This is a genomic window from Cognatishimia sp. F0-27 (assembly GCF_020667845.1).
GTDB lineage: Bacteria > Pseudomonadota > Alphaproteobacteria > Rhodobacterales > Rhodobacteraceae > JAFMPQ01.
On the sequence record NZ_JAFMPQ010000035.1, the window covers coordinates 19,639 to 33,817 of the forward strand.

Genomic DNA, 14,179 nt, shown 5'->3' on the forward strand with positions numbered 1-14,179 from the left:
TGCAGGTCGCGCTCACCCGCCCGCCGCCCACATCCCGCATGTATCCTAACGCGAGCCTCTCGCCCCTCTCAGCGACGCGATTATCAAGATTTCTCGCAAACTCTCTTCTCCTCTTTTCCTCTGGCCGGTGGAATTGCGACAGAGCATAGTCGCCACGCACACATGCAACCTTGAGCGGGGAGCCTTTTATGCCGAACACGTACTTCGCGCCGAAAGGCGGTCATCCAGGACAAGAACAGCTTCTCACGGACAGGGCCGTCTTCACCGATGCCTATGCCGTGATCCCGAAGGGAACGATGCGCGACATCGTGACCAGCTTTCTGCCATTCTGGGAGAAAACACGCCTTTGGGTCATTGCCCGTCCGATGACGGGCTTCGCCGAGACATTTTCGCAATACATCATGGAAGTGCTGCCCGGCGGGGGCTCCGACCGGCCAGAAACAGATCCGAATGCGCAAGGCGTGCTCTTTGTCGTGGAGGGCGCTGCTACGCTCGAGATTGACGGAGCCCGGCATGACATGACGCCCGGGGGCTATGCCTATCTTCCGCCCGCAAGCCAATGGCGCCTTCATAACACGGGGCAGGAAACGCTGCGATTTCACTGGATCCGCAAAGCCTACCAGGCTGTTGAGGGGCTCGATACGCCGGAGCCCCTCGTGCTGAACGAAAACGACATCGCGCCAACGGAAATGCCCGGGACCGAGGGCAAATGGGCCACCACGCGCTTTGTCGATCCGACCGATCTTCGGCACGACATGCACGTGACCGTCGTCACCTTCGAACCGGGCGCCGTAATCCCGTTCCTCGAAACCCATGTGATGGAACACGGCCTCTACGTGCTGGAAGGCAAAGCAGCCTATCGGCTGAATACCGATTGGGTTGAGGTCGAGGCGGGCGACTTCATGTGGCTGCGCGCTTTCTGCCCACAAGCCTGTTACGCCGGAGGACCTGGGCGGTTCCGTTACCTGCTCTACAAGGACGTGAACCGGCACATGCCGCTCAAGCTCTGAGCCACCCAACCCAGATCATCCGCGCCGAAACCTGGTCAGAGGGAGGGCGCAAGGCCCCCTGTGCCCGCCCCTCAGATGCGGGCATCACGCCGCTGTCCTGACCGTTTGACGCCACGTCCGCGCGAGTTGCCCCACCACCCTCCGGCAAGTCTGCCCTTGCCTGCGCCATGCAAAAAGCCCCGGCTTCGGCAGCCGGGGCTTTCGGTCAGGTTCAGGGCTGTCCGCTCAGAAACGTCCCTTGCCATCCCCGGCCATACCGCCGGAGACCTCTTCGGTGGCTTCATCCGACAGTTCTTCGGGCAGGATAAGGTTGAGAACAATCGCGATGACCGCTGCGGGCAGGATCCCGGAGGTGGCCAGAACCTTGAGCGTTCCGGGCAGGTATTGCAGCGCGTTCGGCTCCAGTTGCAGTCCAAGGCCAAGGCTCAAGGCAATCGCAAAAATCACCATGTTGCGCCGGTTCCATGTCACGTCGGACAGCATCGAGATGCCCGCCGCGACAACCATGCCGAACATTACGATCACACCGCCGCCCAGCACCTCGATCGGAATTGACGAGATCACCGCACCGATCTTCGGCACAAGCCCGCACAGGATCAAAAAGAGCGCGCCGATGGTCACGACCATGCGACTCATCACACCGGTCATGGCAATGAGCCCGACATTCTGGCTGAACGACGTGTTCGGCAGCGCACCAAACAGGCCGGAGATTGCTGTGCCAATACCATCGGCGAAGGTCGCACCCTGAATCTCTTTGTCGGTGGCTTCCCGGCCGGCGCCGCCCTTTGTAATGCCGGACACGTCCCCGACGGTCTCCACCGCCGAGACAAAAGACATCGCACAAAACCCGATGATCGCGGCGACAGAGAATTCAATGCCGAAATGCAGCGGGTTGGGCAGGGCAAAAGACGCAGCGCGCCCGACATTGCCGAGATTGACCTGGCCCAGGACAAAGGCAAGCGCATAACCCACCAAGAGACCGATCAGCACGGCGGAAACGGACAGCATGCCTCGGGCAAAGAATTTCAGCCCCAGCGTGACGATGATTACCGTGCCAGCCATCAACCAGTTCAGACCCGAGCCATATTCCGGCGTCCCGATCGCGGGGACGCCACCAGCGGCATATTGCACGCCCACCTTGACCAGAGCGAGGCCGATCATCGTGACCACCAACCCTGTGACAAGCGGCGGCAGAGCAAAGCGCAACCGGCCGATGAATAGACCCAACACCGCGTGAAAAAGGCCGCCCACAACGATTCCTCCCATGAGAACCGCAATGGCGTCGACACCTTTGCCCGCAACCAGAGGGATCATAATCGGGATGAAGGCGAAACTCGTTCCCTGAACAATCGGAAGCCGGGCACCGACCGGGCCGATCCCAATGGTTTGAAACAAGGTGGCGATGCCCGCAAAAAACATCGACATCTGGATCATGTAGATCATTTCGGGGAAGTCCGGACTGTTCGAACCGAAGCCGAACCCTGCCGCTCCGCAGACGATGATCGCCGGTGTCACGTTGGAGACAAACATTGCCAGAACGTGCTGTATGCCCAGTGGCACCGCCTTCGCTATCGGTGGTGTATAGTCTGGATCGCGCAGCTGCGCCGGCGTTCCGATGGTTGCGTCGGTCATGAAGTGTCCCTCTCTGTTGCGCCCCCATGGCCTTGCGGGATGACGGGCATTTTCTTGTGCTTGTGCGCGAAGGCTCATCTTTGCCCTGCCGCGCGGCCTCCCAAAGGCCTTGCCGCCTGTTCCAAGGCGCTATTCCACGGCGCTATTGCAGAACAGGCCCCTGAACGGCAGGAGGCCGAGAGGTCCGGGCAAGCGCGCATGGCATCCCGGCGACTCTCCGTTCTCCGTTAGCGCTCCGGTTTCTGGACGACGTAAGGATTCTCGAACCAGTGCTCCTCAAGGTTGAGCCCTTCGCCGATGCGGTCGATCACGGCAAACAGGCCAGAGCCGGACAAGGGTGTCAGAACCCCATGCCAGACATTTCGGTGAATATTGATCGCCTGTCCCGGCTTGGTGCAAAACGCCTGCGGTTGACCCGGAACGCCATCCGCATCGGGGGCCACGATCACCAGAAACCCGTCCATCGACATCGGAATGAATGCCTGAGAGCCGAGCGGGTGCCTCTCCATCATGTCCAAGTGGTATGGCAGCGCGCGCAACTCCGCCTGAAACAGGCTGATGCCGGGACGACCGGCGCCAAATTCAAGATGCGCGCGGTCATGGTAACGGCCGCACAAACCCTGATTGATCATCATATCGGGCGTGCCCTCCACATCGAGCACATCGCCAAAAGGCGCAAAGGCCGTTGGCGTGAGCGGCTCGGAGATCAGCACCCGACTCATCCGCCGAACTTCTCGATCAGACGCAGTTCGGCGATGCGCTCGACTTGCCTGCACGCCTCGGCGAACTCCGTGTCGCGGTCGTTCCCGATCCGACGCTGGAAGGCATCGAGGATGGTCGCCTTGCTATTGTCCTTGACGGCAATGATGAAGGGAAACCCATGGCGCGCGACATAGTCGGCATTGAGCTTCTGAAAAGTGGCCCGTTCGTCATCTGTCAGCATATCCAGCCCGGCGCCCGCCTGTTCCGACGTTGACTCCGCGGTCAACCGGCCTGCTGCCGCGAGCTTGCCCGCAAGGTCGGGATGGGCCGTCAGCACGCCAAGCCGCTGTTCCTCCGAGGCGCTGCGGAACACGCGCGCCAGAGCAAGATGCACACCGGATGCGCAGTCATGGGTTGGACCCAGCTCGAGGTCAAAGGCCGCTTCGGCGATCCACGGGCTATGCTCGAAGATGCCACCGTATTCGGCGACAAATTCTGCCTTCTCCATTTCGGACGGGCGCGCAGTTGTGGTCGGTGGATGCGTGGCGGCCCAGTGATCCGCGATTTGTTCGCGCGTCGCAAACCAGACACCTTCGTGCGCCGCCATATGATCAAGCACACGCTTGAGGGCCATCGCGCGCCCCGGCCGCCCGATCAAACGGCAATGCAACCCGATCGAGAGCATTTTTGGCGCCCCCGCCTGCCCCTCCGCATAGAGCATGTCGAAGCTGTCCTTGAGGTAGCTTTCAAACTGGTCACCGTTGGTAAATCCGGCCTGGATCGCGAAGCGCATGTCGTTGCAATCCATGGTATACGGCACGATCAGCTGATCCTTGCCGCCCGCACGCGTCCAATAGGGCAGATCATCGGCATAGCTGTCTGCGATGTAGGCAAACGCGCCTTCCTCGGCCGCAAGGTCGATCGTGTTCATGGAGCACCGCCCCGTATACCAGCCGCGCGGCGGCGCGCCGACCACCTCCGTATGCAAGCGGATCGCCTCCCGGATCTGGGCGCGCTCCTCTTCGACACTCATGTCCTTGTGTTCGATCCATTTCAGACCATGGCTGGCAATTTCCCAACCCGCCGCTTTCATCGCCATCAGCTGCTGCGGGGCACGTGCAAGCGCCGTCGCGACGCCATAGACCGTGATCGGCAGATCCTTAAGCAGACGGTGCACGCGCCAAAAGCCTGCGCGGCTTCCATACTCGTAGATCGTTTCCATGTTCCAGTGCCGCTGCCCCGGCCAAGGCGCGGCGCCGGTGATCTCCGAAAGGAAGGCTTCCGACGCCGCATCCCCGTGCAGGATGTTGTTCTCGCCGCCCTCTTCGTAGTTCAGAACGATCTGGACCGCGATCTTTGCGCCACCGGGCCATTTCGGTTCCGGTGGCTGGGCGCCGTATCCCGTCATGTCTCGTGGATAGCGTGTCACTTGCCCCTCCTCCTTGTTCTTCCCTGCATAAATCATAAAATCCCCGCTGTTTTTCAAAAAAATCCATAAGCAGCTTCCGACAGAGCGGCTTTTACTCGTCAGCGGCATTCGGACTAGATACACACGCAGAACAAGGAGACGCGCAAGATGGCTGGATATTTGACCACACATGTTCTTGATACCGCCCGCGGTTGCCCGGCGAAGGGCATTCGGATCGCGCTGTATCGCGTGTCAGGCAATTCGCACAAAATGATTGCGGAATCGGTGACAAACGATGACGGGCGCACCGACAATCCGATTCTTCCATCGGAATCGTTCAAACCGGGTACGTATGAACTCGTCTTTTTCGCTGGCGATTATCTGCGCGCGACCGGGCAAGGCGAAGGCGACATCCTGTTCCTCGATCAAGTCCCGATCCGCTTCGGCATCTCGGACGCGGACGCGCACTACCACGTGCCCTTGCTGCTGTCGCCCCACGGGATGAGCACCTATCGCGGCAGCTGACCGCGTCGCCCGTGGCGGGCGACCGCCATCACACGCGCTCCTTCTGAACGGCCGTTCCAGTTCGGCTGCACGACGATGCCGGCCGGTCCACGGCCGCGCAGGACGAGCTTTAACCGGGCGGGTCAGCCGCGCAGGTTTCAGAAACCCGGACCAATCGACGGGACCGGCCACAGGGAAGACCGGTCCACCACATCCCCTTTTGGCCTTTGGCGGTTGCGCGGTTCAAAAGAACGAGCCGTATTTCCAGTTATCCGCATCTGGCGTCACCGCGTCGAGATCGTACCCTGAACGCTGAAGACGTTTGGCGATCGCGAGACCGTCCTCAGCTGCCTGATCGACGTATTGACGCCCGAGAGCCTCATTCTGAGGCACACCATGCCCGCGCATCAGATCCAGACCATAGTTAAAGCGACCGACGGGATCCCCGGCCTCGGCGGCCCGGCGATCCCATTCCGCAGCGGCATCGGGGTTGTAGTCGCCGCCAAGCCCGTTGTTCTCAAGTTGGCTCATCCAGGTCATCGCCTTGGTATACCCGGCTTCGGCGCAGCGTCGGGTCAGGTCGCGCGCGAGAACCGGATTGTCGATCTTGGTGACATTGATGCCCAGCGAACAGGTGATGGAATCGATGACACCCATTTCGATCTTGCGCTTGAGCATCTCCTGTCCGGTATCCTGAGGATTGAGAATGCCCAGATCATCTTCGATGGTTGCGCGTGGTTCCGCATGCGCGGTCGGAGCCAACGACATGACCGTGATGATTAATATCCGTCCAAGCATGAGGCCCTCTCTTTCCGGCCAAGGCTACCATGATGCGGTCAGAGCCGTCCTCAAGACCAATGTCTTGGCCGCGTGGAACGTCGCAATGCGTTGGTGTCGCCGCTAACCGGCGATCACGCGCTCGATACGTTCGATCATGAATTCCATGAAAAGGCGGGTTTTCGGATCTTGTTGACGGCGGTGGGTAAAGAGGCACGCCATCTGGATCGGCTCCGGTGGCGTTTCCTGCGCGACAGGGTGCAACCTGCCAGACCGGAGGTGATCGGCGATCTCAAAAACCGGCTTCAACGCGATGCCATGACCGGCCAGCGCCCAGTCAGTCAGCACATCGCCATCATCACACTCGAAGCGCCCCGAAACGGAAAACCGCTTTGGTCCATCTTTGGTGGACAGAAGCCAGCGAAACTCCGTCGCGCCGGGAAAGCGGAGGTTGAGGCATTCATGCCCCTCCGACAGCAGCGCATCCCCGTTTTTCGGCATGCCGCGCCGCGCGATATAGTCCGGTGCCGCACACAATACCCGCGGGACATCGGCGATCTTGCGAATACGCAGGTTACTGTCTTCCGGCTGGCCGAGGAAAAACGAGAGATCGAGCCCTTCGGTGGTCAGATCGACCTTCCGATCCGTCAAGCGCAGCCGAACGCTGACATCGGGGTAGCGCGAAAGGAAATCGGAGATCTGAGGCGCGATGAGACGCCTCCCGACACCCAGAGGTGCGGCCACGTAAAGCGAGCCCTTTGGATTCTCTGTGATGTTCGCGATCTGGGCCTCAGCGCTTTCCACCGCCTCGAGGATGTCCGTCGCCCCGCGATAAAAGGATTTGCCTTGCTCCGTCGGTGTAAGGCTGCGGGTCGTCCTCTGGAACAGCCGCACACCCAGATGCTCTTCGAGTTGCGAAATGCGCGACGAGGTCACCGCAGGGGAAATCCGCAAATCGCGCCCGGCGGCAGACATGCTGCCCAGTTCGTAGACCCTCACAAAGGTTCGGATGTTGTCGAAATAGGACATTGTTCGGAAAATTTTGACACTGCTTGGGTTTCTTCACCGTTAGCAGAATAAACCGCAGCAGACCAGTGCCTCCGACCATCTCCCACCCCGGTTCATGATGCCACACCGCGCCGCGCAAGCATTTCGGACGGCGGAATGGATCACGCCAATGCCGATCCCTTGGCGAGGTCGGTCAGGATCGGGCAATCGGGCCGATCATCGCCGCGGCACGCGCTGACAAGGTGAGAAAGCGTGTTCCGCATTGCCCGAGGCTGGGCAATCTTGTCGTCGATCGCGTCCAGATGCTCCTGCGCAATCGCTTTGACTTACGCACTCTCGCGGGTCTCGTCCTCATAGAGGCTGAGCAACATGCGGCAGTCCTCGATAGAGAAGCCGAGAGCCCGGGCGCGCCCCAGAAAGGTCAGCTTGTGAAGATCCTGCTCCCGGAACGCGCGGTAGCCATTGGCACTGCGCGCGGCACGGATGAGGCCGATCTCCTCGTAATAGCGGATGGTTTTCGGGGGAAGGCCCGCGCGTTCCGCGACCTGCGAGATATTCATGTCCACACGCTCCTATTCGGCGGGTTGCGGGGTCAACGCCGCATCATGGCCAGATATCGCGTCGGGCATGTCAGGCGTGATGCGCCGAAGCCTCAACGCGTTGGTCAGAACCGACACGAAAGACAGCGCCATGGCGCCGGCGGCAAAGATCGGGGACAGCAAAAGCCCGAAAACCGGATAAAGCACGCCTGCCGCCACGGGTATCAGGGCGATGTTGTAGCCAAACGCCCAACCGAGGTTCTGGCGGATATTGGCCATTGTCGCGCGAGAGATGAAGGCCGCGTTCACCACGCCGCGAAGGTCGCCGGACATGAGCACCACATCCGCGCTTTCAATGGCCACATCGGTGCCGATGGCGATTCCCACATCCGCACGGGCGAGCGCCGGCGCATCGTTGATCCCGTCCCCAACAAAAGCGACCTTGCGCCCGCCTTGCGCGAGGGCCTCCAGCGCGGCGACCTTGCCATCGGGCAGAACGCCGGACACGACATGGGCAATTCCGACCTCATCCGCGATGGCACGCGCGGTGGCCTCCTTGTCTCCCGTGATCATGGCCGTCTCGAAGCCTTGCGCCTGCAAGGCGGCAATTGCGGCACGGCTGTTGCGCTTGACCGGATCCGACACCGCGATCACAGCAGCAATCTTGCCATCAACCGCCGCAAACAGCGCCGTGCGACCGCGCGCGGCAAGCGCCGACTCCGCCCCTTGCAGGGTTGTGATCTCGATCCCCTCGCGTGTCATGAACCGGTCCGCACCGACCATGACCCGATGCGCTCCGACCGTGGCCGCGACCCCGTAACCGGTGAGAGAGGAGAAACCCTCCGCCATTGGGACAGCGATGCCTTCGGCTCGTGCGCTCTGCACAATCGCTTCGGCAATCGGGTGCTCGGACTGTGCCTCCACCGACGCGACAAGCGACAAGAGCTCGGCGCGCGCAAACCCCTCGGCCAGAACCACATCCGTCAGAACGGGTCGCCCTTCGGTGACCGTTCCGGTCTTGTCGAAGGCGATCACGTCCATATCCGACAGGGCGTGCAAGGCGGCGCCCTTGCGGAAGAGCACACCCATCTCCGTCGCGCGACCGGTGCCAACCATGATGGAGGTCGGCGTCGCGAGCCCCATGGCGCAGGGACATGCGATAATCAGCACGGAAACCCCCGCAACAAGCGCCATTGTCAGAGCCGGATCAGGGCCGACCACCAGCCACACAAGAACCGTCAGAACTGCCATCGCCATGACAGCCGGAACAAACCAGACCGTCACGCGGTCCACGAGGCTCTGAATTGGCAGTTTGGCGCCCTGCGCTTCCTCGACCATGCGAATGATCTGCGCCGGGGTCGTTTCCGCGCCCACGCGTGTGGCGCGCAATGTCAAGGCGCCGGTGCCATTGACGGTGCCGCCGGTCACTATGGCCCCTTTGGCTTTTGCAACCGCGAGCGGCTCACCCGTAATCATGCTTTCATCGACATTGCTGCTGCCTTCGGACACAAGGCCATCGACCGGAATGCGCTCCCCGGGACTGACAAGCACCATGTCGGACGGCTGCAACGCGCATGTGCCAAGTCAGCCGGATAATCAAGCAGCGTGACCCTGGCGATCAGGTCTGCGGGCCTGAGTGCTCCTTCCGCATATTCGACCGTGGCGGTCTCCGTTGCGAGGTTGACCGACGCTGAAAGCACACCGGGAACAGCCTCAAGGCCCCGTTCCACCCGCCCCGTGCAAGAGGCGCAGGACATGCCGGTGATGACCAGCGTGGCCGTGTTGCGGTGGGTCGGATAACCGAGCGTATCCAGTTCCTTGGCCACGTCCGCGATACGGCCTGCGCTGTCGATGTCGAGACGCGCGCTTTAGGTCGCAAGATTGACAGCCACGCCGGAGACCCCTTCAAGCGCCCCGAGCGCGCGTTCAACCCGTCCGACACAAGACGCGCAGGACATGCCGGTGATGACCAGCGTGGTTTGGAAAGCGTTGGTCATGGCATGGCCTCGTATGGCAGAGCGATGTTGCGCTCTTCATGGGACTTCCAGTCACTGGACGCTAAAGATCACCGGTCCATGAATGCGAAGCGATTGCCTCGCCCAGCCTGTCGCGCCGCAGCGCACGCGCTGTTTCCATGGGAGTTTTTCTGGCCGATGCCCGGATGCGGCCTTTCCATATGGGATGCGGTTGATTGTTCTCATCCACAACGCTGGCAAACCGCGCCGGATACGCCCAGCACGATATCTGCCCATATCCCGTGCGTCGCAGAGATCCGTGTCCCCGGATACCGCCACAAGAGGGCTCGATATGGCGCATGTCCAGCGGCGCCTGCAGGCGCCGCACAGGCGCCGCGCGAGCGCCCGGATCAGGTGTCCGCCGGGGCAAGCGTGACGTCAAACGTCACATGGAGGAAAGGCTCCGTGACCTTCCCGGACAAAACCATCCCGTCGGGGAAATCCGCAGCCGGCCGTTCCACGTAGCGCATGACGAGATCCTTGCGCACACCAAACACCGTGTCTTCGTCGAGATACGGATCATCTTCGGGGAAGATTTCCGTCACAAGCGGCTGAAACCCTTCGGCCTTGACGATGTAGTGCAGGTGGGACGGTCGCCACGGATGCCGTCCGCAGGCGCGCAGGATATCGCCCACCGGCCCGTCAGAAGGAACGGTATATTCGACCGGCTTCACAGTCGTGAACGCATAGCGCCCGTCCTCTCCCACCGTCATGAGGCCGTGGAAGGAATACGTGTCCTGCTCTTCATCCTGACTGGCATAAAGACCGTTCGGTGCGGTCTGCCAGATATCGATCTCCGCACCGGGGATCGGATTGCCCGCGGTATCCTTGATCACGCCTTCGGCCAGAAGCAGCGGTCCGCCATAGTGGCGCTTCATATCGCCCCCCACGGGCAAAGGGGGCGCCCCGGACACATGGAACGGCCCCAGCACCGAAGAACTCGTCGCGTCATCGCGCGAATGCAGCATGTCAATCAGCGACGACAAGCCCAGAACATCGGAGGCCAGCACGAATTCATGCCGGTCTTCGGTCTCAACGGCGGCACAGCCTTCCAGAAACGCGATACCCGTGCGCCATTCTTCGTGGGTGAGGTTTGTCTCACGCGCAAAATCGTGCAGGTGCTTGACGAGCGAGCCCATGATTTCACGCATCCGCGGGTCTGTATCCTCTGCGAGATAGCCCATGAAGACGTCTGTAATATTGTCCTTGGTTACATTCCGCATCGGGTCACTCCTTAGATGAGGGCAAGGCTGAGGATCGGGAACTCGATCAGGATAAACAGCACGATAAGCATGACGAAGGCGAAAGGCAGCGCGCCCATGAACACGTCCTTGAGAGAGATGCGGTCATCGTTGATCGTCGATTTGATGACAAAACAGGAGATCCCCAAAGGCGGCGTCAAAAGGCCAATCTCGGCGCCGACGACGGTGATGATGCCAAACCAGATCAAGGACATGTCCAGCGCTTCGGCCAGTGGCAGGAAAAGCGGCACGACGATGAGAATGATGGAGGCCGTGTCCAGCAGCGTTCCGAGAAACAGCATCAGGAGCACATAGAGCAGCATGATGGTCCAGAACGATGCCGCGCTTCCGGCGAGCATGTCCTCAAGCTGGTTTGGCAATCCGGCCAACCCCAGCATCCGGCTATAGATCGACGCCGCCGTGATCAGGAACAGGATGGCTGCCGTGATATGGCCGGTTTCGAGCAGCGCATCCCAGAACGCCCGCGGCGACATCGTCTTGCGCACAACCGCGATGATCAGAGCCACCAGGGCGCCCGCCGCGCCTGCCTCAACCGCCGTCAGCCAGCCGGTATAAATCCCGCCGAGAACAACGGTAATGAGGCCGAGCGTCGGCAGGGTTTTGGACGCGATCTCGCCTTTGGTCATCCACTCGGTATCGTCGACCACGCGCCCGCCAACGAAGCCGGGGGTGAAGCGACCCATGAACCAGATCGCCGCGACATAGGCGATGGCGAGAAGGATTCCGGGGATCACGCCGGCAAGGAACATGTCACCGACGGATTGCTCTGCCACGAAAGAATAGATGATCAACATGGCAGACGGCGGGATGATCATACCCAGAACAGAGCTGCCCGCGACCACGCCAACCGCAAAGCGGGGGTTGTAAGCCTGTGCCATCATCTGGGGCACGGAAACCTTGGTGAAGACGGATGCAGAGGCGATGGAGGAGCCCGTGACGGCAGCAAATACCGCGTTGGCGCCGACCGTGGCCATGCCTATGCCGCCTTTGACCTTGCGAAACCGCATGGTCATCACTTCGTAGATGTCGCGTCCGAGCCCTGCTTTCGAGACGATCAACCCCATGAAGGTGAAAAGCGGGATCGTTGCGAAACTGTATTCCATCGCACTGTCCCCGACCGCCACCTTGAGCAGGTTCAGAGCCAGCGTGAAATTATCCCGCATCAGCCAGATCGACACAAAGGACACCATGCCCAGCGCGATCGGAATATAGACACCGGAATAGATGAGGAAAACGATTGCGATGACCGAGATCAGGCCGATTTCAATAGGGGTCATTCGGGCGACTCGTCATGTTCAGGGACGCGGACAAGCGCAGGACGATCCTGCGCGGTGATGACTTTGAGGATGAAGATCACGCAGGCAAGCGTGGATCCGATCGTGATCACCAGCTTGACCGGCCACCATGGCAGCGTGAAAAGCCCGGGCACGCCGAAATAATCCTGCGTTTCCCACATATGGAGGAATTCGGGAAAGGTGATATAGGCGATCAGCGCCATGAAGATCGCCGATATCGCATTGATGATCCGGCGCAGTGAGGCTGCGATGCGCGGGCGCCGATTGTGGATTACGTTCAGGAACCCGTCAGATCGGGTCAACCGGTCGACCCGCACCACGTCCGCAAGTTGCAGGAACACGATCAGGACGACCGAGAACTGCACCATCTCGTAGGTGCCTTTGAGTGGCGCGGAGAACATCCCCCGCGCAATCACGTCGACATTCAGGATCACGACCAGCGCGAGCACCACGAGGGTGCCGAGCGCGTTGGCCGCAATTGCAAGGAAATTGGCGACCCGGGACAAGCCGGCAACGGCAGATTTCAGCATGTTTGCGCCCTCTTCCGGATCGCCGATAAGCGTTTATTCAGCAGTCCAGTCACGCACCGGCGTGAAGCCCGCATCAGACAGCTTGCCAAGATAGGCGGCGAGCATTTCGGTGCCGGCTTCGCCTTTGCCGTTCAGCGTTTCAGCCCATTCCTGCGCGATATTCGGCATGGCATTCGCCCAGGCCGCGCGATCTTCTTCCGAAATCTCCACAACGGTGCCACCCTGTTCGACATAGGCGTTGAGAGCGGCTTCGGCGCGGTCCATGGCAATCCCTGCAACATGGTCGCGGTAATCAACGGCGACGGCTTGCAGAACCTCTTTGACCTCGTCTGGCAAGGCTGCCCAGTAGTCGGCGTTCACGGTCACTGTCTTGGAGTTCACGGCGCCAAGGTCTGCCTTGATCATGTAAGGGGCAACTTCGGCGATCTTGAAGGTCGAAGCCGCTTCGGGCCACAGCATGGCGCAATCGACCAGACCGGTCTGGACCATGTTGTAGAAGTCTGTGAGCCCGCCACGCACACCCGCCGCGTCCTTGATGCCTTCGAGATAACGCAGGTTGAGACCGGCGCCGGCAATCTTCTTGCCCTCGAGATCAGCCACCGATGACACCTCGGAAGAACAGAAGACCTGGTAGGTGTCGAGCACCACCCCAGTCGCAAGGTAGACCTGGTTCTGAGCATTGAACTCGTTGTTCATCGCCGGGAATTCGCGGGCGATCTCGTCAACGGCCTTGGCGACGGCCCGGGCATCGGAGGCCACGAAAGGCGTGGAGCCGGATATGCCTTGTGCGGGCAGCTTGGAGGAATGAAAAATCGTGGTGACGATGCCGATATCGCCCAAGCCAAGCTGAACGCCTTCAAGCACGCCGCGCGGCTTTACGATGGAGCCGCCGTAGTTTTCCTGCCAGTTCATCTCGTAATTGCCGGTTTCGGCAAGACGACGGTCAACTTCGGGAATGAAGAAATCCGTGAATTCCTTCACCCAGAGCGCGCGCGCGGGATAGCCGTCAATCACGACTGCGGAGATCGTTTCCTGCGCCACCGCAGGAAGGCTCATCACCGTCGCCAAAGCTGCGCCAAGCAGTCCGTTTCTTGTCAATGCTGTCATGGTTTTCCTCCCAGAAAATGGGCTTTCCGCCCTCATGAATTGTTGGTTCGTCTTGTTTTGTCCGGCGGGCTTCTCCGTGCCGGGACTATTGATCGGCCCTCCAGCCGCACAGGATCATGTCGCCGCAGACAGCCTCCCTTTCGGCGCATTCCACCGCGCCAAACCGTGCGTTGCATTGATCCTGAAACGGGTCGGGACGGGCCCGCTCCGCTTCTGCGTGTGACGCATGCCAGCCACACTGACCGGAGCGACCTGATGAATCAATCGAAGAGACCGCTCGACCGAATGCCGGACACCCGCTGCGGCGATGCGATCGACCATCGCAACACTGGCGCGCGCGAAACCGGTTGCGTTGGCTTCAATCAGGATCGCCAAAGTGTCCTCCTCGCG

Annotated in this window: 12 protein-coding genes and 2 pseudogenes; 2 read left to right on the forward strand and 12 right to left on the reverse strand. The window is 60.8% G+C overall.

Annotated features, from left to right (window positions below):
• Window positions 1–188: 188 nt before the first annotated feature.
• The gene (locus tag J1C49_RS16935; RefSeq protein WP_227447027.1) at window positions 189–1,010 is read left to right on the forward strand and encodes a bifunctional allantoicase/(S)-ureidoglycine aminohydrolase; all 822 of its coding nucleotides are present in this window, start codon (window positions 189–191) and stop codon (window positions 1,008–1,010) included.
• 225 nt (window positions 1,011–1,235) lie between these two features.
• Here the strand turns inward: J1C49_RS16935 and J1C49_RS16940 are convergent, their stop codons facing one another.
• The 3 genes from J1C49_RS16940 to puuE all read right to left on the reverse strand — a co-directional run bounded on the left by J1C49_RS16940 (window position 1,236) and on the right by puuE (window position 4,773).
• Window positions 1,236–2,642, reverse strand: a complete 1,407-nt coding sequence (locus J1C49_RS16940) for a uracil-xanthine permease family protein (RefSeq protein ID WP_227447028.1) — start codon at window positions 2,640–2,642, stop codon at window positions 1,236–1,238.
• 227 nt (window positions 2,643–2,869) lie between these two features.
• On the reverse strand, window positions 2,870–3,364 hold the full coding sequence (locus J1C49_RS16945) for an ureidoglycolate lyase (protein ID WP_227447029.1): 495 nt from the start codon (window positions 3,362–3,364) through the stop codon (window positions 2,870–2,872).
• Window positions 3,361–4,773, reverse strand: coding sequence for an allantoinase PuuE (puuE, locus tag J1C49_RS16950; RefSeq protein WP_227447030.1), 1,413 nt, complete (start codon window positions 4,771–4,773; stop codon window positions 3,361–3,363). Before puuE ends, J1C49_RS16945 begins: the two co-directional genes overlap by 4 nt.
• Window positions 4,774–4,920: 147 nt before the next feature.
• Here puuE and uraH point away from each other — a divergent pair, with 147 nt between their 5' ends.
• Window positions 4,921–5,277: a hydroxyisourate hydrolase gene (gene uraH / locus J1C49_RS16955; RefSeq protein ID WP_227447031.1), complete on the forward strand. Its 357-nt coding sequence runs from the start codon at window positions 4,921–4,923 to the stop codon at window positions 5,275–5,277.
• A 222-nt stretch (window positions 5,278–5,499) separates the two neighbouring features.
• Here uraH and J1C49_RS16960 read toward each other — a convergent pair whose 3' ends face one another.
• The 9 genes and pseudogenes from J1C49_RS16960 to J1C49_RS17000 form a co-directional block, all read right to left on the reverse strand.
• Complete coding sequence (locus J1C49_RS16960; RefSeq protein ID WP_227447032.1) at window positions 5,500–6,054, reverse strand: tetratricopeptide repeat protein; 555 nt, start codon at window positions 6,052–6,054, stop codon at window positions 5,500–5,502.
• Between the two features lie 102 nt (window positions 6,055–6,156).
• Entirely contained in the window at window positions 6,157–7,062 is a 906-nt protein-coding gene (locus tag J1C49_RS16965; RefSeq protein ID WP_227447033.1) for a LysR family transcriptional regulator, read from the reverse strand.
• Between the two features lie 140 nt (window positions 7,063–7,202).
• Window positions 7,203–7,601, reverse strand: a pseudogene (gene cueR / locus J1C49_RS16970) (Cu(I)-responsive transcriptional regulator).
• 12 nt (window positions 7,602–7,613) lie between these two features.
• Window positions 7,614–9,577: pseudogene (locus tag J1C49_RS16975) on the reverse strand (heavy metal translocating P-type ATPase).
• 368 nt (window positions 9,578–9,945) lie between these two features.
• Window positions 9,946–10,818, reverse strand: coding sequence for a dioxygenase (locus tag J1C49_RS16980; protein WP_227447034.1), 873 nt, complete (start codon window positions 10,816–10,818; stop codon window positions 9,946–9,948).
• Between the two features lie 11 nt (window positions 10,819–10,829).
• Complete coding sequence (locus J1C49_RS16985; protein ID WP_227447035.1) at window positions 10,830–12,134, reverse strand: TRAP transporter large permease; 1,305 nt, start codon at window positions 12,132–12,134, stop codon at window positions 10,830–10,832.
• Window positions 12,131–12,682: a TRAP transporter small permease subunit gene (locus tag J1C49_RS16990; RefSeq protein ID WP_227447036.1), complete on the reverse strand. Its 552-nt coding sequence runs from the start codon at window positions 12,680–12,682 to the stop codon at window positions 12,131–12,133. Before J1C49_RS16990 ends, J1C49_RS16985 begins: the two co-directional genes overlap by 4 nt.
• 33 nt (window positions 12,683–12,715) lie before the next feature.
• A complete protein-coding gene (locus J1C49_RS16995) occupies window positions 12,716–13,789 on the reverse strand; it encodes a C4-dicarboxylate TRAP transporter substrate-binding protein (protein WP_227447037.1) in 1,074 nt (357 codons plus the stop codon).
• A gap of 114 nt (window positions 13,790–13,903) precedes the next feature.
• Complete coding sequence (locus J1C49_RS17000) at window positions 13,904–14,164, reverse strand: hypothetical protein (RefSeq protein ID WP_227447038.1); 261 nt, start codon at window positions 14,162–14,164, stop codon at window positions 13,904–13,906.
• Window positions 14,165–14,179 lie beyond the last annotated feature (15 nt).